Source organism: Bacillus mesophilus (assembly GCF_011008845.1).
Lineage (GTDB): Bacteria > Bacillota > Bacilli > Bacillales > SA4 > Bacillus_BS > Bacillus_BS mesophilus.
In genome coordinates this window covers 248,057-274,937 of record NZ_JAAIWM010000005.1, presented here as the reverse complement: position 1 = coordinate 274,937, position 26,881 = coordinate 248,057, and the positions used below count along the sequence as shown (strand labels likewise).

Annotated in this window: 29 protein-coding genes and 1 pseudogene; 25 read left to right on the top strand and 5 right to left on the bottom strand. The window is 35.0% G+C overall.

Going from position 1 to position 26,881, the window contains the following annotated elements; genetic code table 11:
- The first annotated feature begins 172 nt into the window (after positions 1–172).
- The 9 genes from G4D63_RS15290 to G4D63_RS15250 all read left to right on the top strand — a co-directional run bounded on the left by G4D63_RS15290 (position 173) and on the right by G4D63_RS15250 (position 6,981).
- A complete protein-coding gene (locus tag G4D63_RS15290; protein WP_163180538.1) occupies positions 173–388 on the top strand; it encodes an alpha/beta fold hydrolase in 216 nt (71 codons plus the stop codon).
- 51 nt (positions 389–439) lie between these two features.
- Complete coding sequence (locus G4D63_RS15285; RefSeq protein ID WP_205603869.1) at positions 440–649, top strand: UDP binding domain-containing protein; 210 nt, start codon at positions 440–442, stop codon at positions 647–649.
- A gap of 163 nt (positions 650–812) precedes the next feature.
- Entirely contained in the window at positions 813–1,862 is a 1,050-nt protein-coding gene (locus tag G4D63_RS15280) for a GGDEF domain-containing protein (RefSeq protein ID WP_163180537.1), read from the top strand.
- Positions 1,863–2,173: 311 nt separating this feature from the next.
- Positions 2,174–3,376, top strand: a complete 1,203-nt coding sequence (locus G4D63_RS15275) for a sensor histidine kinase (protein WP_163180536.1) — start codon at positions 2,174–2,176, stop codon at positions 3,374–3,376.
- A 236-nt stretch (positions 3,377–3,612) separates the two neighbouring features.
- Positions 3,613–4,194, top strand: coding sequence for a bifunctional transcriptional activator/DNA repair enzyme AdaA (locus G4D63_RS15270; protein WP_420837824.1), 582 nt, complete (start codon positions 3,613–3,615; stop codon positions 4,192–4,194).
- The gene (locus G4D63_RS15265) at positions 4,181–5,089 is read left to right on the top strand and encodes a DNA-3-methyladenine glycosylase 2 (protein ID WP_163180534.1); all 909 of its coding nucleotides are present in this window, start codon (positions 4,181–4,183) and stop codon (positions 5,087–5,089) included. The genes G4D63_RS15270 and G4D63_RS15265 overlap by 14 nt, the downstream gene beginning before the upstream one ends.
- Positions 5,082–5,564 (top strand): methylated-DNA--[protein]-cysteine S-methyltransferase, encoded by a 483-nt coding sequence (locus G4D63_RS15260; protein WP_163180533.1) that lies wholly within the window; start codon positions 5,082–5,084, stop codon positions 5,562–5,564. Before G4D63_RS15265 ends, G4D63_RS15260 begins: the two co-directional genes overlap by 8 nt.
- Before the next feature lie 333 nt (positions 5,565–5,897).
- Complete coding sequence (locus G4D63_RS15255; protein WP_163180532.1) at positions 5,898–6,227, top strand: PadR family transcriptional regulator; 330 nt, start codon at positions 5,898–5,900, stop codon at positions 6,225–6,227.
- A gap of 1 nt (position 6,228) precedes the next feature.
- On the top strand, positions 6,229–6,981 hold the full coding sequence (locus tag G4D63_RS15250; RefSeq protein WP_163180531.1) for a hypothetical protein: 753 nt from the start codon (positions 6,229–6,231) through the stop codon (positions 6,979–6,981).
- A gap of 81 nt (positions 6,982–7,062) precedes the next feature.
- On the opposite strand, the pseudogene G4D63_RS15245 reads toward G4D63_RS15250, so the two are convergent.
- A pseudogene (locus G4D63_RS15245) lies at positions 7,063–7,439 on the bottom strand (VOC family protein).
- 74 nt (positions 7,440–7,513) lie between these two features.
- Positions 7,514–8,956, bottom strand: coding sequence for a L,D-transpeptidase family protein (locus G4D63_RS15240; RefSeq protein ID WP_163180530.1), 1,443 nt, complete (start codon positions 8,954–8,956; stop codon positions 7,514–7,516).
- A 359-nt stretch (positions 8,957–9,315) separates the two neighbouring features.
- On the opposite strand from G4D63_RS15240, the gene G4D63_RS15235 reads away from it, so the two are divergent.
- Complete coding sequence (locus tag G4D63_RS15235) at positions 9,316–9,507, top strand: hypothetical protein (protein WP_163180529.1); 192 nt, start codon at positions 9,316–9,318, stop codon at positions 9,505–9,507.
- 82 nt (positions 9,508–9,589) lie between these two features.
- On the opposite strand, the gene G4D63_RS15230 is transcribed toward G4D63_RS15235, so the two are convergent.
- Entirely contained in the window at positions 9,590–10,099 is a 510-nt protein-coding gene (locus tag G4D63_RS15230; protein WP_163180528.1) for an OsmC family protein, read from the bottom strand.
- Between the two features lie 543 nt (positions 10,100–10,642).
- Here G4D63_RS15230 and G4D63_RS15225 point away from each other — a divergent pair.
- Complete coding sequence (locus G4D63_RS15225; RefSeq protein WP_275580311.1) at positions 10,643–13,030, top strand: S8 family serine peptidase; 2,388 nt, start codon at positions 10,643–10,645, stop codon at positions 13,028–13,030.
- Positions 13,031–13,077: 47 nt separating this feature from the next.
- On the opposite strand, the gene G4D63_RS15220 is transcribed toward G4D63_RS15225, so the two are convergent.
- The gene (locus tag G4D63_RS15220) at positions 13,078–13,923 is read right to left on the bottom strand and encodes a hypothetical protein (RefSeq protein WP_163180527.1); all 846 of its coding nucleotides are present in this window, start codon (positions 13,921–13,923) and stop codon (positions 13,078–13,080) included.
- A gap of 533 nt (positions 13,924–14,456) precedes the next feature.
- Between G4D63_RS15220 and G4D63_RS15215 the strand changes: the two genes are divergently transcribed.
- From G4D63_RS15215 to G4D63_RS15205, 3 genes are all read left to right on the top strand, one after another.
- Positions 14,457–14,765 carry a DUF202 domain-containing protein gene (locus G4D63_RS15215; protein ID WP_163180526.1) on the top strand — a complete coding sequence of 103 codons (309 nt, stop codon included), beginning with the start codon at positions 14,457–14,459 and terminating at the stop codon, positions 14,763–14,765.
- A 169-nt stretch (positions 14,766–14,934) separates the two neighbouring features.
- Complete coding sequence (locus tag G4D63_RS15210; protein ID WP_163180525.1) at positions 14,935–15,438, top strand: hypothetical protein; 504 nt, start codon at positions 14,935–14,937, stop codon at positions 15,436–15,438.
- A 95-nt stretch (positions 15,439–15,533) separates the two neighbouring features.
- The gene (locus G4D63_RS15205; RefSeq protein WP_163180524.1) at positions 15,534–16,682 is read left to right on the top strand and encodes an iron-containing alcohol dehydrogenase; all 1,149 of its coding nucleotides are present in this window, start codon (positions 15,534–15,536) and stop codon (positions 16,680–16,682) included.
- A 326-nt stretch (positions 16,683–17,008) separates the two neighbouring features.
- On the opposite strand, the gene G4D63_RS15200 is transcribed toward G4D63_RS15205, so the two are convergent.
- Positions 17,009–17,566 (bottom strand): hypothetical protein, encoded by a 558-nt coding sequence (locus tag G4D63_RS15200; RefSeq protein ID WP_163180523.1) that lies wholly within the window; start codon positions 17,564–17,566, stop codon positions 17,009–17,011.
- Positions 17,567–18,010: 444 nt separating this feature from the next.
- Here G4D63_RS15200 and G4D63_RS22485 point away from each other — a divergent pair, with 444 nt between their 5' ends.
- The 11 genes from G4D63_RS22485 (at position 18,011) to G4D63_RS15145 (ending at position 26,863) form a co-directional block, all read left to right on the top strand.
- Positions 18,011–18,400: a glycosyltransferase gene (locus tag G4D63_RS22485; RefSeq protein ID WP_163180633.1), complete on the top strand. Its 390-nt coding sequence runs from the start codon at positions 18,011–18,013 to the stop codon at positions 18,398–18,400.
- Positions 18,401–18,417: 17 nt separating this feature from the next.
- On the top strand, positions 18,418–18,828 hold the full coding sequence (locus G4D63_RS22480; RefSeq protein WP_163180522.1) for a glycosyltransferase family 2 protein: 411 nt from the start codon (positions 18,418–18,420) through the stop codon (positions 18,826–18,828).
- 56 nt (positions 18,829–18,884) lie between these two features.
- Positions 18,885–20,132 carry a PilZ domain-containing protein gene (locus tag G4D63_RS15185; RefSeq protein ID WP_163180521.1) on the top strand — a complete coding sequence of 416 codons (1,248 nt, stop codon included), beginning with the start codon at positions 18,885–18,887 and terminating at the stop codon, positions 20,130–20,132.
- A 321-nt stretch (positions 20,133–20,453) separates the two neighbouring features.
- Positions 20,454–20,879 carry a type II secretion system protein gene (locus tag G4D63_RS22140; protein WP_275580312.1) on the top strand — a complete coding sequence of 142 codons (426 nt, stop codon included), beginning with the start codon at positions 20,454–20,456 and terminating at the stop codon, positions 20,877–20,879.
- Positions 20,880–20,975: 96 nt separating this feature from the next.
- The gene (locus G4D63_RS15175; protein ID WP_163180520.1) at positions 20,976–21,728 is read left to right on the top strand and encodes a prepilin peptidase; all 753 of its coding nucleotides are present in this window, start codon (positions 20,976–20,978) and stop codon (positions 21,726–21,728) included.
- Positions 21,729–21,740: 12 nt separating this feature from the next.
- Positions 21,741–22,151: a type II secretion system protein gene (locus tag G4D63_RS15170; RefSeq protein WP_163180519.1), complete on the top strand. Its 411-nt coding sequence runs from the start codon at positions 21,741–21,743 to the stop codon at positions 22,149–22,151.
- Positions 22,148–22,621 (top strand): PilW family protein, encoded by a 474-nt coding sequence (locus G4D63_RS15165; RefSeq protein ID WP_163180518.1) that lies wholly within the window; start codon positions 22,148–22,150, stop codon positions 22,619–22,621. The genes G4D63_RS15170 and G4D63_RS15165 overlap by 4 nt, the downstream gene beginning before the upstream one ends.
- 23 nt (positions 22,622–22,644) lie before the next feature.
- Positions 22,645–23,718: a pilus assembly PilX N-terminal domain-containing protein gene (locus G4D63_RS15160; RefSeq protein WP_163180517.1), complete on the top strand. Its 1,074-nt coding sequence runs from the start codon at positions 22,645–22,647 to the stop codon at positions 23,716–23,718.
- Positions 23,719–23,743: 25 nt separating this feature from the next.
- Complete coding sequence (gene pilM, locus G4D63_RS15155; RefSeq protein ID WP_163180516.1) at positions 23,744–24,853, top strand: type IV pilus biogenesis protein PilM; 1,110 nt, start codon at positions 23,744–23,746, stop codon at positions 24,851–24,853.
- A gap of 19 nt (positions 24,854–24,872) precedes the next feature.
- Positions 24,873–25,427 (top strand): hypothetical protein, encoded by a 555-nt coding sequence (locus G4D63_RS15150; protein ID WP_163180515.1) that lies wholly within the window; start codon positions 24,873–24,875, stop codon positions 25,425–25,427.
- Positions 25,424–26,863, top strand: coding sequence for a hypothetical protein (locus tag G4D63_RS15145; protein ID WP_163180514.1), 1,440 nt, complete (start codon positions 25,424–25,426; stop codon positions 26,861–26,863). Before G4D63_RS15150 ends, G4D63_RS15145 begins: the two co-directional genes overlap by 4 nt.
- Positions 26,864–26,881 lie beyond the last annotated feature (18 nt).

The window sequence follows — 26,881 nt, the reverse complement described above, 5'->3', positions numbered from 1 at the left end:
GTGAGCCCTCTAACCATGTTAGAGGGTTTTTTGTGCTGTGGTCCCTTATTGTAAGGTAGAAAAAATGGAGTGCATGAGACTAAAAATAGTTTGTTTCTTCATTCTGCATTCTCATGGCCAAATTGATTAAAAATAAAACATATATTTATCAATCGCGGAGGAGTGGATCACATTGATTGTTAATGGTTTGAATCAAACCTACCTTAAAGTAGCTGGTCTCAATTTGTCCTGTGAATACATGTTGAATGATAAGCCACCGATTCTTTTAATCCATGGTTTTGCTTATTTGACTTATACATTTCGTCGGATCATTCCTTTTTTACAAAAGCAATACTCCGTTATGGCTATAGACCTGCCTGGCTTTGGAAGAAGTGAGAAGTCGACTTAAGGGTAAGTTGCTGTTTTTTATTCACATGAATGACCGATTCTAACAGAAGCCTTGTACCAAGCTGACATTGCATTCATAGTCACAGAATGGGATGAAATCAAGAATCTATCCATAAAAGTCTATGAAGAATTAATGAAGAGGCCTATCCTTTTTGATGGACGCAATTGTTATCCGCTTCATTTGGTTGAGCAGCATTTGGACGTTCTTCAATTAAGAACCTTACACTTGATGTTGTTTATAGTGGATTATAAAAATTATTGAGTAGAAACTAGGAAATACATTGCCGCACTTTGCCCATAAGATCACCTACAGTAAACTGAAACATATGTAAAAGAAAAGTATAATATCCTAACAAATTTTAGTAGATTACTACACCTTTTACTTTATAATATAAGTAGAAGCTTTTTAATAGGATGTGGATCACTTGAAATTCATAATTAAGGATGCCTATCACTCAGACCATGCACTTGAAGTTATTTTTTCTTCTTTGCGTTGGTTTTTTATAGTATTGTCGATTAGCGTCTTCACCGTTCAATATATCGAAAATCCAGTTAACTTAAAGCTATATTTCTTTATCTCTTTAGTAGTTTTTGGAGTTTTATATATGGGCATTTCAGATTATTATTTACATAAGTCACCTGAAGGCTCGAGGATGTATACATTAATGACTAAGTGTGGACCATTTTTTGACTTTATTGCTTTTTCTGCACTGATCCCTTTAACGGGAGGAATCGAAAGTCCATTGTTTCCGTTGGCATATTTGATTCTTTTGCATATTGCTGTGTATTGGAGAGTCAAAGGTGGAGTCATAGCTGCATTTTTGTTTATTTTGATATACTCTATCATTTTTATGATACAAGTTTCTACATCTCATAGCTTAATCAATTATTTTAGCCAGGTTTTCTTTTTGTTACTGATCGGTGGTTTAGGAGGAATTATTGTTTCAAGAGAAAGAAAGCATCATTCGGAGAAAAACTTGTTAGTTGAAGTGGCAAATCGTGATTACCTTACCAATTTACTTAATCATCGTTCATTTCAGGAGTGCTTACGAAAAGACTTAGATAATGGTAAGGATTTTTACCTTGCTCTTACTGATATTGATAAGTTTAAATCAATTAATGATCAATATGGGCATGTTATGGGAGATAAAGTATTACGTCAAATTGGGTCAATTTTCACCTCTATAATTCCAGTGAAACAAGGGAAGGTTTTCCGTTATGGGGGAGAAGAATTTGCAATCATACTATATAGTAATGAGCAGTTTGAAGTAAATAAGCTCTTAGTTGAGGTTAAGCAGGCTGTAGCAATGCAAACTTTTTACTGTGAAGGACAAGAGTTTTCTATAACCATGAGTTTTGGAAGTTGTAAGCAAAATGGTGAAACTCCAGATCAGTTAGTAGAAAAAGTTGATAGGCTGCTCTATGAAGCGAAGGATAGAGGAAGAGATCAAATTGTCTATTCGAATGTAGGATAAGCATAAGTAAATATAGCTAAAATTACTAGAGAAGTAGGAGATACTTCTCTTTTTCTCGCTTAGAACATAATGGAAAAGTATATATATAAACTCCAAATCTATGTATGATATACAAGTTAATACTTGATGATTTTTCAGTTATACTGGTTAAAGGAACTGTAAAATAATAGATGTAGCTTTTTGTCATTAGAGATAAGAAAGAAGAAAATTAAAATACTAATTAATATCTAACAATAAACTCAAACCTATAATTAAAAATAAGGTATACTTTTCTAGTAGAAAAATTCAGTTCTATAATCAAAGGGGTAAGTATGAGGGAAATCAATTTTAGTAAAAAAACATATTATACGGTCGTGTGGATTATAATCGCCATCATGATATCAGGGGTGTTTGTTGATAATCCTCGTATTGGGAAATTAGAGGTTGGTTATATAACCCATTGTATACTAGTGGTCATCCTGTCCATTTGCTTATTACTTTATCCTAAGAAAAGCACCAATTTTTTAAGGATAACTATTATCATTGTTGCTTCGATCTTCTTTTATACGCTTTTTATCTTTTATCCAGAAACTTTTTCCACCTTTATTTTTTTATGTCTTATTCCAGCTCTTTCAATTTTGTATTTTGATTCAAGACTTTTTTATTTTTCTTTAGTATTTAACTTTGTTTCGACTACATTCATTTTCCTTTTTATTATGGTGCTTGATAAAGGGCACCTATATCCACATATAGAACAGGATTTAATAGGGAATTTTGCCAACTTTATTGTAAGCCAGATCATCATTTATTTTATTTTTTATTTAATGAACGTTCGCATAAAAAAGCTACAACTCTATTATGAACAAATCCAACAATCTGAGCGCTTAAAGACAACTGGACAACTTTCAGCTGCCGTTGCTCATGAGATTAGAAATCCTTTAACCGTTGTAAGTGGGTTTTTGCAGCTATTTAAACAAGATTCCACACTCAGCGAAGAGCAAAAAGGGCATTGTACCTTGATGATCAATGAATTAAATACGGCTGAACAGGTCATATCCCAATTCTTAACTCTGGCTAAGCCAGATAAAGAAAAAGTGACTGAAGCTGTTGATGTAAAACTTATACTTCAGAGTGTAACTGATTTGCTTCACTCATATGGACACATTCATGATAAATCAATTGAATTGAATGTTAATGGAGATTGTAGAATCTCTGCTAACCATATAGAGATTAAACAATTACTCATAAATATTATTAAAAACGCAATAGAAGCTTCTAAAATGGGTGATATCATTCAAGTGATTGCTGAAAGTGAAAAGAATTTTGTTGTTATTAAAGTAATAGATCATGGATGTGGAATGACAGAGGAAGAAATAGCAACGTTAGGTACACCTTTTTATTCCCTGAAAAGTAAAGGAACAGGATTAGGTATGATGATATGCTTTAGTATTGTTAAGAAATATAAAGGGAAGATTGAATTCCAATCCTCTAAAGGTGAAGGGACTACAGTTACGGTAAGGATCCCCTCCATATAGTTTGACTTAAATCCAATAATATTTAATTTAGTAGAGAAGTAAAGAGTTACTTCTCTTTTTTTAGTTTAGACCATAAGGGCAAGAATAAGGACGAATTTGAAACTGTCACCTTGATAAAATGAAATATACACATATAGGAGCGTTTAGCTGGATTCCTGTTCACGGTGTATTTCTGGGGGAAATGCAAAAGAATACTAGAGTTTATTTGTAAATTCGAAAGAGAAGAGGTGATGCTGATGACGATTAGTCTTACGTTTGAAGAGATGTGGAATAAGATTTTGGCTTGTGATGAGAAATATGATGGCTTATTTTTTACGGCTGTGAAAACAACCAAAATATACTGTCGCCCTTCTTGTAAGTCTAGAAAGCCAAAGAAAGTAAATGTAGAGTTTTACTTTGATATGAATGAAGTGGAGAATGCTGGGTTTCGTGCTTGTAAAAGATGTCAGCCGAAAGTTGAATATTCCCCAAATATAGAGCTTGTTAGAAAAGTAACTACCTATCTAGTCAACCAAAGTAAAGAAAATATAGCATTAAAAGATATAGCGGAATACGTAGGTCTTAGTCCATTTTATCTTGAACGAACATTTAAGCAAGAGACTGGGGAGACACCTCGTTCCTATTTAGAAAAAGTCCGTGTCGATAAAGCGACACATTTGCTATTGTTTTCTGATATGACAAATCTAGAAATATGCTACGAAGTTGGATTTCAGAGTCCTTCTAATTTTTATAGAGTGTTTAGAATGCAGAAAAATTGTTCACCGAGCGAATACCGAAAACTGAATATGGAAGGAGATTCTAAGGATGAATTGGAATGACTGTCAATCATATATAAAGATTAATCCTCCTAAGGAGTTTAATTTTGAAGAGTGTTTGGTATATCTAGGAAGGTCCAATCAAGAAGTCCTTCATGAGATTAAAGAAGGATCTTTATATAAATTAATAAAAGTGAACGAAAGATTAATATTGTTTAAGCTTGAATATATAAATCATTACATCAAAGTCGAGTTTTTGAACGACATCCCCAACAAAAATGATAGAGAAGAAGTGGCAAAATATATATGGGAGTGGTTTGATTTAAATACAAATTTAAATGAATTTTATGCACTGGCGAATCACGAGAACCTTTTAAAAGGTATTACTCATAAATATTACGGCTTACGAATGATTAGCATTCATGATTTATTTGAAACGATCGTATGGGCAATTTTAGGACAGCAAATTAATTTAACGTTTGCTTACACCTTAAAGAGACGAATCGTAGAAAGATATGGTGAAAGTTTAATTATTAATGGTGATACATATTGGTTATTCCCCTCCTATGAAGAAATAGCAATTTTGAATGTCGACGACTTAAGGCAACTTCAAATTACAATGAAGAAAGCAGAATATATCATTGGGATAGCAAAAGCTATGAAAACTGGCGAGTTATCTAAGGAAATAATAGTAGAACAACAAGATTATCAAGAAGTGAAAAAATCATTAATACAATTTCGGGGCATAGGGGCGTGGACAGCCGACTATGTAATGATGAAATGCTTACACTATACTAATTCATTTCCAATAGCAGATGTGGGTCTTCATAATGCAATAAAGCAACTATTAGGTTATGATCGTAAGCCAACCATTGAAGAATTGGAGGAATTATCAGCAAGATGGGAGGGGTGGCAGGGTTATGCTACTTTCTATCTATGGAGGTCCTTATATGATTGAAACCTATAGATTGTTGTACCACTCGCCAATAGGAGTAATAGAAATAACGGGTACAGATGAAGCAATACTTTCTATACTTTTTATTGAACAAGAAAACCCTACCCTGTATAACAAAGACAGACTTCCTGGGGTTTTAGAAGATTGTAAAAAGCAACTTGATGAATACTTTAAAGGAAAGCGCAGTGATTTTACATTTCCATATCAACTTAAAGGAACAGATTTTCAAAAGAAAGTATGGAGTGCATTAACAGAAATAACATATGCAGAAACTGTATCCTATAAGGATATCGCCGAAGCAATAGGAAATGAAAAAGCGATTAGAGCGGTGGGTAATGCAAATGGAAAAAATAAATTAAGCATAGTGATTCCATGTCATCGAATAATCGGTTCAGATGGTAAGTTGACGGGCTATGCGGGAGGTCTTTGGAGAAAGGAATGGCTTCTTGGTCATGAGAGTTCTTTACGAAAGGAGTAAAAGCCATCCATTACTCACCCATTCTAAGAAGAGTAAAAATGAAAAAACGTGGACCTTAATAGGTTCTTTTTACTTATTTACAGATAAGAATGAATCAGATTGATTTATGGTGACAATTTAGGACTAGTCTGAGGGAAGTATCCAAAAGAGTAAGAAATTAAAGAAATTTTAAGTCCAGTTATACAAATCTAAGTGCAAACATTGTGTAAAAAATATCCATTTATACCTTGCAATACAAGATACCATTATTTATAATGAATATATCTTGTATAACAGGGTAATTATTTTTAGGTATTTACCATGTATTACAAGGTAGTGAAAGGAGTAAATTCTATGGCAGATACTACTCAGATGTTAAAAGGAATTTTAGATGGTTGTCTTTTAGCAATCATTAAAGATGGAGAAATTTATGGATATGAATTGGCAGCGAAGTTAGAATCTTATGGGTTTAATTCCTTTAGTGAAGGGACCATTTATCCTTTATTACTACGTATGCAAAAAGAAGGATTAGTAAGTACCACTTTAAGAAAATCAACTGCTGGACCTAAAAGGAAATATTACTCATTAACTGAAAAAGGTGAAAGAGAATTAACGTTATTTACTAAACGTTGGGAAAAGTTAAGTTTCACTGTTAACAATGTGTTAAATAAAAGGGGGATTTAAATTGCTTTCCAAACAATCCGATCAGTTTTTGATAGAACTTCGCTTATATTTACTATCAAAGGGAAAAAATGAAAAAGAAGTAAATGAAATTACAGAGGAACTCGAAGTTCATTTAATGGAGGCAGAATTAGAGGGTAAAGATGTTAGACATATTATTGGGGAAAGCCCTAAGCAGTATATGAAGAGTATTGGAGAATCAATGAGTACCGACTATCGGCAAATGGTTGGTTTAATACCAATGATGATTCTTCTTTTGGCAGCTTATTTCAGTTTTGGACCTGCCCTAGAAGATAGTTTTTCATTATCAAAAGGTATTATATTGATAGCGATTGTCGGGGGAATGATAGGACTAGTGATTTATAGTTTCCTGTTATTCAAAGTATTACCTAAGTTCCTTCATTCAAAATGGGGTTATATGTTGACTATTGGAACTAGTTTTCTGGTTACTGGTTTAGGTGTTATTGTTTTACTTTGGTATAGAGAGCAAGGTTTCCAATCTGTCTATATAGCGACCCCTTTTCAAAATAACGTCATTATCCTTGTATGTATTGCTATCTTTATTGCTTCAGCACTATATACTAAAACCTGGTTTACCATTCTAGTTCCATTGTTCTTATCACTTGGCCCTATTGCGAGTAGGTTTATTCCTGAAGACATAGATAAAAACCCAACCTATATCTTTTATACAATACTAATATTGGTAGTTATTACTGCAATAGTTATCTTCTTTTTAGTTAAGAGAAAACGATCGTAATAGAGCCTGAGTTGAATAGCTTATATTTTTACAAAACGAAGGAGACCGTCCTCACCTCATGAGACGGTCTCACTTATTCTCTTAAACTTCCACTTCACTCATCAATGCATGAGTATTATCCTCTGTGTCCTTAAAGAATACCATCCATGTTTCTGTTGTTCCCATCTTAGCTACAACATGAGGTTGGTCAATAAATGTCACTTTTTTTCTAGTAGAAGTTCATAAGAGTCTTTTATATTATGAACCTGAAAATAAATAACTGAACTTGAATGTGTGTACTCTTCTTTTTCTGGAAGTGTCAGCATAAGCCGCAGTTCATGGCATTCAAAGAATGCCATGCTGTTCGTGTTAAATAAAAGGGAGAGTCCTAATTTTTCTTTATAAAAATCTACTGCTCTATTTATATCTTTAACAGGTAACCCAATTTGACCAACATTCTTAATCATTGTATTTCCCATAAAAATATTCTCCCATCATGAGCCTAGCATCAAGTATCTTTTTTAAGATTACTCATTCTAATTTTGTTCTATCTCTAATAAATAACAACCGGCTGATACACAGTTAGATTTTCAAATACAGTTTTCATCACACCGGGAGGAACATTAACACAGCCATTTGACCCTGCGTTTAGATAAGCATTGCCACTCCAATTACTTCGCCAGCTGGCATCGTGGAATCCCTGACCACTGTTCGTAAAAGGTGCCCAATAATTAACATCAATAGAGTAAGGATTCTCGGCTGAAGTACCAGTAAGTGTGTATGGTGTCCTTTTATAAAGGATATACCATACACCTGGTTCGGTATCTTGCCCAGCACTTTTCTTGCCAGTCACTACATGGGTAGTGAAAATCATTTTTCCTTCTTTATAAAGCCACATACGTTGGTCTTTAATGGACACTTCAGCATACGTATCGCCTATCCCATCGTTTGTAACGGCATCATAGCCATAGCCCTCATTGCTCCAGCCATTTCCGTGAACAGTAGAAGCGGAGATTGATTGATTACCAGCTTCAAATGCTTCTTTAATCAATGATGTCTCAGCTTCAATATCAAGTGCCCACCCATAACCTTCTCCTTTTACTGTTATATCTGCACCAGAATGAGTTTTAAAACTAAAATCCTTATTTAAAGTAGAGTGTGCTTGGTTAATTTCAGTTATCTTATTTTTGATATGAAAAGGGTCAAGTGTAATTTTCATATCATCAGAGACTGATGCATTCTTTATGAGTTCGCCTGCTTTTAGAGAATACGTTTGATCCTGCACCTGATAGTTAACGGTATGCTGAAGAAGTGTCTGTAGCTTTTCTTGTATATCCTTTACATATTGACTATCTTCTCTGAGTGGTTGTAGGTATACAGGATCTAAACTAATCGTGCTTATATATTCTTTAGTTTCAAACTCCTTTATTAAACTAGATACATCATATTGAGTTCCCTCATAGCCTTTTGAGATGGTGATGTTTCCATTCTCAAGAATGGCATTAGCATTGAACGGTGCCGTTAAGTCCTGATTCATGGAAATGAGTTTTTGTTCCAAATCATACTTTAATATGATGTTACGGTATTGATCATCATTAGTTGGTGTTAATGTGTAGGTTTTTTCTTTAGATGAAGGGAAAATTGTCATCTGCTCTTCTAGAAGTTTTTCAAAACTAGGAAGGTCTGCTTCTGTAAATCTCATTTCTGTATCTATACCATCGATTATTTTCTGTTCTCCAACATAAACTTCATTTTTTAAAACAGTTGATTGTAATCTCCTAAGAGCTTGCTCAGCAGATAGGCCACCAACCTTTATATCGTTAATGAAGACATTAGAATTAAAATGGTTAATCTGATACAAATAACTTGCTAAACAGAAGATTGAAGTCAGTATGATTATACTGGATACAATGAATTTCCAACTTCTAAACCAGGAAGCTGATTTCCTACGTGGTTTAAAACCATTTTCCAATGGGCTTTCTACAGCATATCCCATAAAATTTCCCCCCGTGTACCTTAACATCACCGGATGTAAGCTTCTTGGAACTTTTCTAGCCAAAAAGCTTACTGGCAAATAACTGGTAAACTTTTACTATTATTCTACTAGTAAGTATAGCGTATAATTTGTCATTTTTTGGAGTTATAATAAAAATTTTTTAGTAAATAAGTCATATATAAGGAAAGAGGACTATGATTCGTTCAAATTGAAGTTATGCCAATATATAAATTGATGCGGTTAAGGAGCACTTTAAGTACTTAGCTGAGATTAAACAAAATGTAATGATTAGTCACCGGAGTATTCAACAATTGTAGTGTTAAAGTGGGTCATGATTCTGAAGGAAAGTATTATAGGATATGGAATACTTCAAATCGCAAATGAAGGAACTCATAAAAATTAATAAGGTATTACATCTTCGCTTAATGGAGTTGATGGATGAACATGGGTATGAGAAAAACTTCATCATGAAGGCTTTCTATCACTCGGGGATGGCTAATGGTGGAAAGTATCAATCTTTATATCAAGCATTTAATGCACATAAGGAATAAATTAGCTAAGATAGATTGATTAAAGAAAAAAGGAAACTCTTCTTGTTTAATGATGGGTTTCCTTCTGTTAATTAAAGGGTGATTACTTAGTAACACTATGTAAAACATCTACATTTGTAGGGTTTGAAATCGTCTGCTTAACAACACAGTAGCGATCAGTTAAACGTAGTAAAGTCGCAAGTTGCTCTTCAGAAGCATCTGTATCTAAATCAAATTTAAGTCGAATATCTGAAAAGCCGACGGGAGCTTCTTTAGAAACACCTAGAGTTCCTCGGAAATCTAAATCACCCTCAGCAGTAATGGTTCCACCACGTAATTCAATTTCAAGAGATGTTGCCACAGCTTTAAGTGTTACACCAGCGCATGCAACCAATGCCTCAAGAAGCATATCTCCAGAGCAAGCAGCCATACCCGTTCCACCTGTAGCTGGGTGAAGACCTGCTTCGACAAGGGCTTTACCAGTTTTTACATTACAAGTTACCCCTTCACCAATAGTTCCCTCTGCTTGTAAAGTAATTACAGCCTGCTGGGGATCCTCACGGTATTTTTCCTTTAAAGGTGCTTGTAGTCCACGTAATTCTTCGCTTTTCATCATTATTCTCCTCGCCTTCTATTGTTCCATATTAGTCTCATTTTGCAATTAATGATGGAAGTCATCTGCAATTACTTGATAATTTTAAATAATATCATATTATTCTAACAATTACTTCGATTATGAACTCCTATAATAGAAAATCTTTTAAAAAATTGTAGTGTTTAAAAAAAAAACTCTAAATTCAAGTATTTTAAATATTATTTATAAAAAAAGTCTTTGTCGTAATATGACCAAAAAATAGGAAGGATGAACTATTTAATTTTCCATATAAAGTAAATAATTTGAATATTTTATATATTTATGAAACTTTCTGTTTATTTATAAGAGCAAGTGTTGTTTTATATTGACGATAGTAGTCTGAAAGTTATGACTATTTACCTAAAGGAGTTTCATAGAAAGTGTGTAATTATATAAAAGTGTGAGAATTGTTTGAATTTAACTACTCTTCTTTCTTATTTGGAGGTGACAGGCTGATACATAAAGAGAAGAGTGGGATCAAATGGTTCTAGAAAAATATAGTAACGAGAGGATGATTGTGGGATGAAGAGAAATTCATCAAAAGTAATGCTTAATCTTTTAGCACTCGTATTAATCTTTTCTACATTTGGTTTTAGTGTAAATGCCAATGGAGGTACACAGACACAGGTAACTGAACTTCCATTAGCCGAGGTTTTTGGGGAACTTGAATTATCTTCAAAAAGACCTACATCTGTCATTGTTGAATTAGAAGCTGAATCAATCGTTGAAGCGAAACATGTTGGTAAAAACCAAACAAAGGCTAGTCTTAAATCAGAAAGAGGAAAAGTAATTTCTGAGTTAAAGAAGGCTGTAAAAACCGCTGATGTAAACAGAGAGTATGATTATGTATTTTCTGGTTTCTCTGTTGAACTTCCAGCCAATGAAATTATTAAACTAGCAGCTATTCCTGGAGTAAAGGCTGTATATCCAAACGTTCATTATACGGCTGATGTAGTTTCTGCTAAGGAAGTAACAGCTGAAGCTTTCAGTCCAGCAATGCTGAAAAGTGCACCATTTATTGGAGCAAATGAAGCTTGGGAAACTGGCTTTACTGGCGAAGGTGTAACTGTAGCCGTAATTGATACTGGTGTTGATTATACTCACTCTGATTTAGCTCATGCATTTGGGGATTACAAAGGTTATGACTTTGTAGATGATGACAATGATCCACAAGAAGGTGCTGGACAATATCATGGTACACACGTATCTGGTACAGTAGCAGCTAATGGATCTATTAAGGGAGTTGCACCTGAAGCAAGATTATTAGGTTACCGTGTTTTAGGTCCTAATGGTGGGTCTACAGAAGATGTAGTCGCAGGAATTGAACTTGCGGTTCAAGATGGTGCTGATGTTATGAACTTGTCTTTAGGAAACACTTTAAACAATCCTGACTGGGCAACGTCAATTGCACTAGACTGGGCAATGGCTGAAGGAGTAGTTGCTGTTACTTCAAATGGTAATGCTGGTCCTAATAACTGGACTGTAGGATCTCCTGGTACTTCTCGTGAAGCGATTTCCGTTGGTGCTACTCAACTACCTTATGATTCATATAGTTCTGTACTTACAACAGGCGATGTAGGTTATGCAAGTGCATCTGTAATGGGATATCCTTCACCAGAGAAATTATTAGAGCTAAATGGTTCAAATGAGTTAGTAGATGTAGGCCTTGCAGCTGAAGCTGATTTTGAAGGTAAAGATGTTGCTGGAAAAATTGCTTTAATTAGTCGTGGAGGATTTGCTTTCGTAGACAAGGTAGCAAATGCAAAAGCGAAGGGAGCGGTTGGGGTAGTGTTATATAATAATCCTGGAGCAACAGCTGATATTCCTGTAGTACCAGGGCTAGCTCTTCCAACAATCAAGCTATCAATAGCAGATGGACAGAAGATTCTTTCAGAATACGATGCTGGTAATACAGTAGCAACATTTGCAGTAGAGTTTGATAAAGTGGTTGGAGAATCAATGGCAAGCTTCTCATCACGTGGACCAGTTACATTCACATGGATGATTAAGCCGGATGTATCTGCACCTGGTGTGGACATTGTTAGTACATTCCCAGGAGAAGGTTATGCATCATTGCAAGGTACAAGTATGGCTGCACCGCACGTTGCAGGAGCAGCAGCTTTATTACTTCAAAAGAATCCTAACTGGGGCACTGAAGATGTGAAGGCAGCATTAATGAATACTGCTGCTGATGTAATTGATCCGACTAAAAATGAAGTGTATGCACACAATTCACAGGGAGCAGGAAGTATTCGTGTAGTAGACGCACTTAATACAAATACATTAGTAGCTCCTGGTAGCCATTCATTTGGTAAGTTTGTGAAGGATAGTGGAAAGCAAGTAGAAAAGCAAAGCTTTGAAATTAAGAACCTTTCTAATAAAAGAAAGACTTATAGCTTTGATGTAGTGTTTGCTGGAGATCCAGCTGGAATTAAAGTATCTACGAGCAATAATTTAAAAGTTAATGCTGGTAAGTCTCAACAGGTGAACTTTAATGTTCAAGTTGATACTTCTAAATTGGAGCCTGGTTATTATGAAGGGACAATCGTAGTTAGTGATGGAACACAAACATTCGATGTTCCGACAATTCTGTTTGTAGGTGAGCCGGATTACCCTCGTGTAACTGGTGCGTTTATGGGTAAGCAAGATGAAGTTCAATATTATGTTGGTTCTTACTTACCAGGTGGGGCTGAAGTATTAGAGTATTACTTATTTGAATTCAATGGTGGTATAGGTCCAATTATTGGAGCACTAGGTACCTTTGAAAACGCTCCAGCTCCTTTCCATGAGTTTTTATGGGATGGGTCAGTAAATGGAGAAGATATTGCCCCTGGAGATTATGTACTAGGTGTTTATGTAGAACAAGCAGGTGTTACTGAATATAAAGCATATTTAGTAACAAAAGAATAATTTATTCTTCAAAAGGGAATCCAGCTAGCACTTGCTAGCTGGATTTTTTACAAAAGAAAAGGATACAGAGTTCGTATGCTTTTCCCATCAGGACTCATGTACAAACCTAACTTATAGCATGAATTATTAATTGAAAACTCCTCAGGAATAAGGTCTTGAAGCATAGCTCTCACAGTACCCATCGCCATAAGCCCTTCTGCACTCACTCCCACAAAAAAGGCGCATTTCTTCTTGAGTAGATTAATGTAGCGCTGCTTTTCATAATCATAGGCATTAATACAATATCCAACAGAGATAAAGTCAGGCGTACATGCTACTTTTTTATTATTTTTTGAATGGTTTATATCAATTTGATCTTTATGAAGTGGGTTAAGTTCCCCATTTTCTTCAAGCCAGTGCTTATACCAAAAGTGATGACCAGCTAGATTTTTTCCTTTCTGTTCTCCTATGAATACATGCTCAAAGCCTGTTAGATCTTTGCCGCTTTCAAAATTAAATGGGCGAAACCACAGGTCATACAAATGTGTATACCATTCTTCCTCAGTAAAATTCTTATGTATTTGCCTTTTTATATATTGTTTAGCAATTTCAATTGGAGGTGTTTGAATAACATATCGCAAAAATTCTTCAACTTCCAATGACTCTTTCTCAAGAATTTTTTCCTTACTAGTTTGATTTAATGTGAAGTTATCAAAAAGTGCTTGAACTAATTGATAACTGTCACTCTTGTGTTCCGGTAAATACACTTCATTAAAAATGTGATGTTCAAACTGAGAAATCTTTGAATTTACAACCACGTATCCATGAGACAACTCTGTGCATTCCTTATTGAACATTGGTCTTATACCATTGCCGTTCATATCTGCATCCCAAATCGCTTGATAGATATTCATTAGAGGACCCCTACAATAACCATTATTAATCCTATTGTAGGTTGGTTTTAGTAATAACATACAAGCGGGATAGAGGGGACTATATTATTTTATATAGGTTAAAGAAAAGGCCACCTTAAACTTAGTTGTGGTTAATAACAATTTTTGTAATATTCAAGGGAAATCTTCGCATCATAATATTGATGGTCTTAACAGTTTAGAAAGGTGAGTGTTTTAAAATCGGACGAAATCAAGAAGAAATCTCAGAAGCCATTCAATCTATAAAGATCCTGCAACAGGCAATAGAAGAAGGAGAGCCAAAGACTCAAATTTTTGCACCGATGCCACAAGAGGGAACTGAGCAAGAAGGCCTACAAGAACTAATTCAGCAAATACAACAAGCTTCAAATCAAATCCAAGAATCTTCGGAGCAGGCACAACAAGCCATACAAAAGGCCTTACAAATCATTAGTAAATCTCAATAGAATCCAACCCAGAATTCATATGGTTTAGACATAATAGAATAAATGCAAACATAGGAAAAGGAGTAGTCGATGACAGATTTAAATAATACGATCATTCAAAAATCAGTTTCTCCCAGTGATTTATTAGATATGGAGAGAACTAAACTCGCAATGGAAAGAACCAAACTAGCCAATCAGCGTACATTACTTGCCTATATTCGAACATCCTTAGCGTGTTTTGCAGGTTCTGCAGCCCTCATTGAATTCTTTGAACAAAGTAGAAAACTACAAATCACCACCTATATCACCATTACAATAGGAATCATTTTTCTAATATCAGGATTCTTCAGCTACTACAAAACAAAAAGATCAATGAAGCAAATGGAACTAATTAAATGATTGGGACGGAGGGACAGGTACAGTGTCCCAAAAAGAATATCTCAATAGATAATGGGTCAAGGTACCTGTCCCCCTGTCCCACCAGAAAATATTGAACTATTGAAGGAAATGATTGTCATATGAAAGAATACTATCTTTTATAAAGATCATTTGGGTCAGGGGGAGAAAGATGGAGAAAAAGAGATGGAAGATGGATAGGGAGCCTGGAGGTATAAATGCATTAATACTTGGTTCTAAGCCGGAACAGCTTCCTAAGCAAACCTTTATTTCGATTACAAGAGGGGAAGGCTTAAATGTTGCTCAGCTGATTATTAACCAGATTTTAAACCTGATTGTCATGAATCAAATGAAGAAAACTCCTGGGCTATTGTATTCAGAAATAAAAGGAGAAATAGTGAGAGGCAAAGGAAATGGGGGAACAATGACGGTTTGGGATGGAAAAACAATGCCCAAGTTCCGAAATAAAGATTCGCATGGAATTGTAATGAAGTTTTTCGGTTGGGTCATTCATCGTAAGAACACCAAAGCCTATTATCTTACATATACCTCGGACGGTACGATTCCTTCATTTTTAGAAGCTATAGAGATTGTTAAACAATATGGTAAGTTTTACGATGGAGGTAAGTTGGTAAGAACAGCTAGTCCTCCAAATACAATAAAGATAATTAGCTAGATACCTATATAGATCTTACATATATTATCCAACTTGTTACTGCTAGACTAATAATCATCTTGATTACAAGATAAGCCAGGAGGGAGACTATCTTAATGAATATATCCACCTTTAAAATAGCTAACAAATTAATTACAGGTGAAGGGTCTATCGAATTGCTCAGTAAAGAGACTCACCGATTGGGTATGAAAAATCCTCTCATCGTAACAGATGAGATTCTTCAAAGAATAGGAGTTGTAGAAAAGGTTCAATCGAAACTGATTGGACTTACTTCCGGTGTTTATACAGGCGTGAAGCCAGAACCTGAAATAGCTATTGTGGAAGAGTGTACGGCTATGTTTCGGGAAGGGAACTATGATGGCATTATTGCGGTTGGTGGTGGAAGTGCCATTGATATCGGGAAATGTGTATCGGCATTTGCTAGTTTTGAAGGTAGCATAGAAGAGTTATTTGGTACAGACCTAGTTCCGCAAAAGGGTGTTCCTGTAATTGCTATTCCTACCACAGCAGGAACTGGGTCAGAGGTAACCAATATCGCTATTTTATCTGACAAAGAGGCTCAGTTAAAGAAAGGAATCGTAAGTGATTTTCTTTTGCCCGATGTTGCTATAGTCGCTCCTGAAATGACGTTAACCATGCCAAAGTCCGTAACGGCTGCGAGCGGGATTGATGCTCTTGTTCATGCAATTGAAGCGTACATATCTGTATATGCTTCACCTATTACCGATGCACTTGCGATAGGGGCCATGAAGTTAATTGCTGTAAACCTTCCTAAGGCGTATGCAAATCCTGACCATTTAAAGGCTAGGGAAAACATGGCTACAGCTAGCTTAATGGCTGGCATGGCATTTGGAAATGCAGGAGTGGGAGCTGTTCACGCCCTTGCTTATCCACTTGGTGGGCGATATCATATCGCACACGGAGTAAGTAACGCATTACTATTAACATATGTAATGGAATGGAATAAAATTAGTTGCCTTGAGCGTTTTCGGGATATAGCCGAAGCACTTGGTGAGAATGTAGCTGGATTAACGGATCATGAAGCAGCTGATTTAGCGGTTGAAGCGATGCGTCGTTTGTGTGAAGCTGTAAACATTCCAAAGGGATTACGTGCATTTAGTGTTCCGGAAGAGGATATCCCTTCAATGGCTGAGGATGCTAGTAAGATAGAACGCCTTCTTAAAAACAATCCGAGAAAGTTCTCGGTTGATGAGATTGAAAAGATTTATAGATCAGCTTTTTAGTTTTCTAATGGAATAAATGATTATAAGTGGATGAATAGTATGTAGTGAGGTCAATGGGTTGGTCTATCTATGAATGTATTTACCTAAAATATTTCCCGGGGTATTTAACAACGGAAGCAACTGGATTTTAAATTATATGGTATAAATGCTGGATTAAAATTACCAGGGGATTCAAACATAATAAATTAGCTCGAGAAGATAAACTTCATGGAATTATGGAATATTTAGAGTTTAATAAATTAATTTGGACTATTAGGAAAGAAAAGACTAACAATTTCAGGTGATTTAAGGTGCACCTTATTTGCTAGTCTTTTTTTACATTGATCTTATGCTGTTTTAGAAGCTTTTCTTAATGCCTTTATTGCCATTATCACTAAAATCGTATATCCAATCATAAGTCCATACCCAATAATAATGATAAGAAAAGGTATATAATCCGGTGTTGAACCTGAATCGGTGGACATACCTGCTAAGAATAGTGGCATGATTGGAAACATAATCACGGCAGGACCAGTACTTATTAAAAGAACGGCTCCTGGTATAATAACCACCCACGGCCAAATAGGTTTCTTATTATTCTCAATAAATGGTTCATCCTGATCTTGAGAACTAGTATTTATATAGATAGTTTCATCCGTAACTTTTTTTGCTAGGTTATAATTCCTTATAGATTGAAATGCTCTTTTCATTGCCCAAATCGTCGTAACAACAATACATACTGCAATCGTCATAAAAATGATAGTCATAAAGCTTAACTCATCCGGTTTCCAAAAAGGAATTAGCATCATAAGTAGCATTCCTGGAAAAGTAGAAAGGGCAAATAAACCCCCTCCAATTAAGATAAACCAAGCTAACACAGGTTTTTGTATATTTTCATTTGTCATAATTGTACTCCTTTTTTATATGGAATAATTTACCTTTATTATAATTGTAAAAGAAAGAAAAGAAACTATATTTTTTCTTACCTATTTAACAAGATGTATGAGAAGTGTGGAGGTTCATCTGAAGAGCCATTCTGAACTATGGGGAGTTTATGAAAGTGAAGTTTAAAAAAACAAAAGAATAACTATTCTATTAAATTGTAATTATTGATAGAATGTAGATAGGTATTTAATGGGTCTAAATAACTACTTTGACTTCTGATTGAACTCCGTTAATAGTCCTAAAAAATATAAAATAAGTTTCTGGTGGGATGTAATGAAAAGTTTAAGAAAGCCTCTTATTATAGTTACTTTAGTCCTAATATGGATATATATATCGTGGCGTTTATTTTACACACTCCCAACTGGAATAGCACTACTTCCTGGTTTATTACTCTTAGGTTCTGAATTGATTCTATCTATTCAAAACACGTTGTTTTATATTCTCTTATACAAACCCAACAAACGAGTTACTCCATTAAAAAAAAAACGTATACGATTGATTTATTTATAACTACTTACAACGAATCTACGGAACTGGTAAGGAGGACAATCCTGGCTTTTAAGAATCTTGAATATCCAGTTGAGGCACTATCCATTTGGGTTTGTGATGATGGAAGACGGCTAGAAATGAAGAGGTTAGCTGAAAGCCTAAGTGTAGGCTATATCACTAGAAGTAATAATGATCACGCAAAAGCAGGGAATTTAAATAATGCATTGGCCCTTACAAAGGAGGAGTTGATTGTAACCATTGATGCTGATATGATTCCCAAACCTAACTTTCTAAAAATACTCTAGGTTATTTTAATGATGAATTGGTAGCTTTTGTTCAATTACCACAGGCTTTTTACAATGATGATATATATCAATTTAATCTACTTCAAAGTAAAAATATCCCGAACGAACAAGATCTTTTCATGCGTCTCATCCAAACAGGAAGAGACAGGTTTAACTCTACTATTTATATTGGTAGTAATACCATCTTTAGAAGAGTTGCCTTAGATGCAATTGGTGGTTTTGCTACAGGGACGATCACAGAGGACATGGCAACCGGTATGCTAATCCAGTCAAAGGGATACAAAACTGTCTTCCATAATGAAGTGTTAGCACAGGGGCTTGCTGCTGAGTCGTTATCAGATTTCCTGAGTCAACGAATTAGATGGGCAAGAGGAACCATTCAAACTATGAGGAAATGGAATCCCATCACGCTACCAGGGTATCTATAATGCAACGAGTTCTCTATGTCAGTTCCCTCTTTTATTGGTACTTTGGTGTGTTTAGAATGATATTCCTATTTGCGCCGCTACTATTTTTAATCTTTGGAATTTCTTCCTTACATGCAAGCCTATTAGGAATACTAACCTTTTGGTTACCTTACTTTCTATTAACATCTGTTGTAGAAAGAGTAACGTTAGATAAACGAATGAAGCGGTTTTGGAGTAATATTTATGAGACATCTGTAGCACCTTTTTTAGCATGGTCCGTTCTAGTTGAAACCTTCACGAAAAAGAACATCCCATTCAATGTAACTCCTAAAGGCGTAACGTTGAGTAAGGCTAGAATTAATATACCATTTATAATCCCACATTTTATATTCTTAGGATTAAGCATAGTAGCTTTAGTAATGGGGATTTTAAACTTTATAGAGGGTTATCATGATGGGATTATTATTAATTTATTTTGGCTTATTTATAATCTAGTCATTCTTATGCCAACAATTCTATTGGCTAGAGAACGTCCTAAATTTAGACAAACAGAGCGGTTTGATCGGAACTATCCGGTTCGCATTAAAGCAGAATCAATGAAGGAAACAATTACAGCAAAAACAATAAATATAAGTGAATCAGGCTGTAGCCTATATATCGCTGATCTGCAGACGGTTCCAGAAGAGATACAAATTGACATAGAAGGAAAATATTCTATTCATTGTATAGATGGTTTACTAGTTTACTATGATACTTATAAAGATGGGTATCAATTAGGAATTAAGTTCAAAGATTTAGATAGCATGACATTCCAGCATTGGGTAAAAGAGTTGTATGGAGAAGTTCCAAATGAATCGCTATTTCAATACAAAGCTAAGACAGGTATGCTAAATATATTTAAAAAATTCTATAAAGAACTTCAACTTCCTTATCAAAAGAAGGTAAGAACTTCACCACGATTGGAAATGAATATAGATTGTCTAGTTTTCGGTTTATCTAATGAAACATTAGTATCAATGGAGCAAACAGGGGCAGCAATTGAAGAGTATGTTTCCAATACAAATAATTTTGAAGATAGTTTTGAAAAAAATAATGCAATTCTTAGTGATGTTGGGATTAATGGATGTAAGCTTGAAATGAAGAATACGAACTTTACTATCGGTGATGTAGTCGGTTTACAGTTATCAAATATGGGCTGGTTAATCAAAGGAACTATTGTTAGGTCAAGACCTATAAAAGAAAAAATAGAATTAGGAATTAAGTGGACTGATCATGAGCAAGGTATAAAAATATTAAACTATATCAATGAAAAGGACCTCTCATAAATTGAGAGGTCTAATTTTTTATATTAGTATAATATGTATGTCTGAATTTGTCTAAATTTGTAGAAAAATATATAGGCCATAATACCTTATAAAACCCTAAAAATTTACAAGATCCCCTTTAAATTTAACGGAAAATAATATAAAATAACTAGTAGTTGGTAATGATTTGTAACATAAAGTAATATTTTATGTAATTTCTTGTTGTAAATTGTGTCAAAAGACTTATTAGTACATATTTTACTAGTTTTTTATTCTCATGGATTTTAAGAGGCAGTCTCTTGAAATATATTAAATATTTTATAATTTATAGGGGGAATTTTAATGTTAAAAGCTCTACTTGCATTAAAAGAACGTGTTAAAAATCAACGCGGTTTAACGTTGATCGAACTATTAGTTGTTATTGTTATTTTAGGTATTATTGCTGCAATTGCTATTCCGATGGTAATGAGCCAGCAGGATAATGCTGCAAAAAATACAAATGCACAAAACCTGTCAATTGTTCAGGATGCAGTTAATCGTTATTATACTTTAAACAATGGCCTTCCAAGCGGTTTTGCTTTAAATGATTTATTAGAAGCTGAATCAGGAACTTCCCACATCGGTGGTCCTTTCTTAGATTCACTTCCAGCTGTTAAGACATTTACAAGCTGTTCAGGTGCTTTCCAGCTTAATGCTTCTAATAAAGTAGCTATCTTAGCTGGAGCCGCTGCTTCTACTACTGATAACACTGCAGCGTGTACACAATAATATTTTCTTTTAAAAGCTGTCGCGTCTCTACAGACGGTGACAGCTTTATTTTTACCCATAAATTATTTTGGAATATGGATAGAAGGAGTTACTAATATGGTCACCCTTGATTTATTGGTTATTATTTTTTCTCTTATATTTGGCAGCTTCTTCAACGTAGTAGCTATCCGCCTATTAAAAAAGGAATCAATCTCATATCCACCCTCTCATTGTACAACCTGTAGTCACAGATTAGGTGCTTTAGACCTTGTTCCTGTATTCAGCTATATCTTCTTACGTGGTCGTTGCCGTTACTGTAAAGATAAAATTTCCCCTTCATACCCTTTAGGAGAAGGATTTACTGCTGTAACCATCTTTATTGTTTATAAGGAAATAGGCATTACCCCAGAATTAATACCCGCACTGATCTTATCTATCTTATTAATTCTAGCGGTTCTAACAGATATCCGTGAAAAATTAATACTAGATATCATCACAATCCCCTGTCTAATTATCCTCCTTATTGTAAGAATTTTTATTGGAGAGGAACCGTTCCTGACCTATCTAATAGGAGGTTTAACCGGATTTGTAGTACTGCTTTTAATCGCTGTTATCAGCAAAGGTGGAATGGGTGGAGGAGACATTAAGCTCTATGCTGTAATTGGTGTTGCCCTTGGTCCGCTATTAACAATCATGAGCTTAGTGATTGCTTCCTTTTTTGGAGCAGTAGTAGGCATTGTCCTTTTAACTTTAAAGATAGTAAAACGTAGAGAGCCAATTGCTTTTGGTCCATTTATTTTTGTTGGTACACTACTAGCTTACTTGTACGGAAATCATATATGGAATTGGTATAGTAGCCTAATTTTCTAAGGAAGTGTAACTATGAAAAACGAAAATGGAATTACGCTAATTGAGCTCTTGGCAGCCATTGTCATCGTAGGGATTGTTCTTGTTCCTCTATTAACCGTGATGACAGGCTCTTTTACTCGAACAGTGGCACAAGGCAAGGATACACAGCTCTCGTATTATGGACAAGAGGTTATGGAAATTATACGCGAACAAGGCTATGAAGAAGGCACTTCAGCAACCGAATACTATTGCTTGAAGGATCGGGGCTGTGTAACGATACAAGATACTTCTGTAACATATGATGCTAAAGTAACTATTACAGCTGATCCAGATCCAGATGATATTAATACAACAATACCAATTTATGAAATAACAATAGAAGTCGAATCACAAACTGATTCTACAAATCGGTACGAGCTAGTAACGGTGGTGAAGGATCTATGAGAAACCAAAGAGGTGTTACTTTAGTTGAGCTATTAATTGTTATATTAATCATGGTTGGCGTTTCAACAATAGGTTTTCAACTCTTTTCTTACTCAACCAATATGACAAAAACAGTTGCTGCCGAGAATGAGCTGCAAAGAGAAGCAAGGTTTCTCTTAGAAACAATTTCTAATGTAGTAAGAGATGGGGGGAAGATTACGGAAGATTCCACCGCAAATAAAACAATTATTGCTGATAAATTGGATCAGGCACAAATAGTCTATGATTCAGTAACTGAAACTTTGACATTCATCCCTAGTAATAGCACCCTTTCAGAAAATATTAGTTCCTTTAACGTAACAGAAAAGCCTATTTCGTTAAACCGAACAAAGATGGCGTATTCTATTGAATTAGTTTTACAAAAGGACGATTTTCAATTTGCCGTCTCAACTGAAGTGTTTAACGACTTGGACAAGCGAGTAAGATATTAAAAGTAACTAGGGGTGAATGATTAATGATTAAGCTTCTTAAAGGAAATCAATCTGGTGTCGCATTACTTACGGTATTATTTATTGTTGTTGTACTTAGTATTGTTGGAACTTTTATGCTTCAGTCAACAACATATGGTTTACAGACTGTAGTTAAGAATAATAAGGACCAAGAAGAGTTTTATCGTGCTGAAGGAGCAATTGAAATTGTCCTTGCTGAAATGTCGGAATATAAAACCTCCAATGGAAACAGTGGTCCATTCTTTTACGCTCTGGACCATGACATAGTAACCCACACCATTGGTAACAGGGAGGTTGAAGTACAAATCACAACTAATCCCGATGTCGAGACCATTACGCCTAGTCCTACTAGGCCAGTAAATGAACCGATTACTGTTACGTTAGAGGCAAGATACAAGGATAATTCGACGGTCAGCCGGGTTATGACCTTTGACATGGCATTATTTCCAGACACAATCATAACAAATCATGGATTTTCCTATGTAAATGATGATGGATATAAAAATAAAGGTCAATTCTTAATAAACCCCAAACCAGAACAAGTACACGTAGATACTTATTATGATTTAATGGAAGATTTGGGTATTGGTTGGTCCACAACTACTAATGGTAATAGTAATAATATTACAGGAATAGTATGGTCCACGACTTATGATTATCAGTTAATAGATCAATCGTTTATTTTTCCTTCAGGAATTAAGAAGGTAAAGGAAATTAAAGTACAAGGTGAAGGGAATAAGATTATTATTCCAAACGATGCGATTGTCTTTGCGGAGACTGTTACACTTGGTGGTAATGCTGGAGCAAATGCCGGTATACCACAGTTAATCATAGAAGGAGCTTTAATTGTAAACGAATATAAAAATAATGGAAACTCAATTGTTACGATTAATAGTGGAATGGTTACGTACAATAATTCAGGTACTTCTAACACGTTTCAAGTAAATGGATTAACGCGTGGGATTGATTGCCTTCTATTACCTGCAGCATGTAGTCCCGATGATGGTACTGAAGTTCTAACAGGAACTTATTCATCAAGATTAAGCCCAAAAAGTATAGATTTTTCAACAGAACGGTAAATGAAACACGAAAGAGGTGGCAACGATGTTCAGAAAGAAAGATAAGTTTACCGGTATCGATTTTCGAGAAGCTTATATCTCACAAGCAACGATAAAAATGGAACAGGCTATTCCTGTTTTGATGGATGTTAACACGGTGAAAACACCAGGAAATATAATTGAGAATGCTAGAATTACAGATAAGAAGAGCATAGCCGGTATATTAAAAAAGGATACAAAGACTAAATTAGTTCATCTCGCATTTCCAACACAAAATATAATAGTTCGTCGAATTACATCTTTGCCAAATTTAAAAAAAGCAGAGCTTTCAAAATTACTGCAATATCAAGTTGGAGATAGCATTCATTTACCATTTGATAACCCAATCTATGATTTTGTGAAAATTGGTACCATTGAAGCAAATCAAGAAACCGAACTGAATGATCAATTTACGTTAAATGACAATGACGCAGCAGATAAGATAGAAGCTAGTGATAGTAAAAGCGATCTTTTATTTTTTGCTACTTCTGAACCATTATCACAGGATTTCTTAGAAACGTGTAATACCGCAGGATTAAAACCAGTAACGGCTGAAATAAGAGGTCTTGCCCTACAACGTTTAATTAACTATACAAACCAATCATGGTTAAACGGAACTGAAATGGTTGTAGACCTGTCTGATGAATCGATGGATATTCATATATTTTCAAATGGCGTTATTGCGTTCTCTAGAATGATGTCTACTGTCGCTAAAGAAAGTGGAAAGGCAGATGTGCTTCTTCATAACGATGTTTTAACTTTTGAAGAGGATACGGTATTTTCCAATAAAGAGGCTGCCGTCACACTAGAGCCACTAGATGAAAGTGAAGAGCAATATATTGACACAGTTGTAAAAGAAATTGAAAAGGCCCAAAACTTCTTTCATTACTCTCTTAGCAAAGGAAGTAGTGATTTTAGACGGGTTATTGTAACAGGGAAAAATACGAGTAAAGCGATTGCTCAGCTGAAAGCAAGACTCGATATGGAAGTTAGTGAAATTGATTTTTCTGCACTATTGCATGAAAATTTCAAGAAAATAGACGAGTTAAATAGTTCTAGTGTCGCCATTGGTCTTGCAATGAAAGGGAATGTAACAGCCAAGAAAAAGTGGAAATAATGGACAGGAGAGATTCGTAGTGAACGTAAGTATCGATTTATTGCCCCAATCGAAATCCATAAGGATCAATAGATACCCTCTTATACTGGTAGCCGGTATCGCTGTATTGGGGATCACCATATATTCCATTTTCTCTTATATTAATGTGAAAAGCTCAATTAAATCGCTGGAAGAGGCTATTGTACTTGAGACACAATATAAAGATCAATTACAAACGGAATATACCAACAGGATTACTGGGATAACAGAATATAACTTTGTTGATAAATATACCAAGACAAATAATCTAATGAGTAACATTTATAAAAATCCGACAGAACTACAAGACAATGTGTATAAATTGTTAACGACAAATGCGAAAGTAAAGACTTACACTTATGACAACAACGGTAATTTGTTAATAACAGCTAATTTCCCGTCTAAAACGGATGTAGCGATATTTGTGAACCGCTTGTTCTTTGCTGAATTCGTTACTGATGTTGAGGTTAATACGATTTTAGTAGATAAGGAACAAGAGCTCTATGAATCGCAATTTACCATTACTCTAGTATCGTTAGAAGGTGAACAGCAATGAGAGAGGGAAATGTAGCAAAAGAAAAGTTACTAATAAATATTATTATTGCATTTGTTGTCTTGATTGGGATATTCTTTTTACTCTTTATTCGTCCCTTGCTTGCAGAGGAAGACCTTAAAAGTGGAGAATTAAGCAAAGTAGAAGTAGCTGTCGCTGACTATGAAAAACTGCTAAGTCAACTTCAGCCACAAGCCTTGACTGATGAGGAAAAGAAGACTTTACTCGAAGCGATTCCAATTCGTCCTAACATAGAACAAATGATTGCTGATTTAGAGCAAATGGAACTAGGAACAGGTGCTTTTATTGAAAGTATCGGATTTAGTCATTCACAAGATACAGCTAATACAAATGCGCAAACAAATACTGTTGATGAAAACCAGTGGATGCAGTTATTCCCTGCTGATGTATATACAATTTTAGAAAAAGAGATTAATGAAGTAAAAGAAGTAAGCATCTCCTATCTCGATGTGGCGATCAATATTAGTGGCGAAGAAATCAATTTAAATCAATTTATTAACGGATTAGAAGAGCTACCAAGGGTTATTCATATTCAAAACTATTCCTATGTAAGAGATGAAGAAGATCAATTAGCAGCTGTTATTACAGCACGTGTTTTTTATAGTGAAGACTTTAAAGAGCTAATCGGATTGGATAATTCCTTTGCCATAGAAGAAGGCTCTATTGAGAAAAGTCCTGTGGAGCTAAGACCAGAAAAGGTTGAAACAGAAGAAACAAAAATTGGAACTGAAATAGCAGTTGGAGGCAGCCAAGATGTTGTGAATGTAAAAAGGTACGAAACCAGCATTTCTCCCGATATTTCACTTGAACATTCTAACGAAAGCACAGCAAAATTCTATCTAATCCAAACCGGGGCCTACGTATCAGATCATTATTTATACAAAAAATTAAATAATATCCTTTCAAACGGCATGGATCCTCGTGTCTCTGATAGTTCAATCAGCCTGATATTTAGTTCTGTCAGTCATGACATGCCTTCTGCTTTTGAAAAGGAAAAGGTTCTTAATCAGTATGGTATTGATACTTACATTAGAGAGTTAAGCCTAGACTTCAGCACCGAAGAGAACGAATGGCTATGGCCGATTAGTCACCAAGTAATGGCTAATATATCATCCATTACAACTAGCGGTATTACACAAGATGAATACTCTTTAACAGAGGAAAAAATGAACAAAGCTTTAGAGGCAATAAATCTATATAAAAGTGACGTACATGCATATGTAAATAGTGCTGGAGGTTCAGAAGAACGTAAAGTCCAACTGAACGAAACTATTTATATAGTAAATGACGTGGAACGCCAGCTAGTAAGCTATCAAACTAGCGGTAACTTAGACGACTTATGGAAGCTAGAAGGCCTACTAATTGACTTTACCTTATTGTTAAATGGAAGTACCCTTAAAAATGTCGTAATTAAGTAGTAGCGAGAGGGGAGCGCA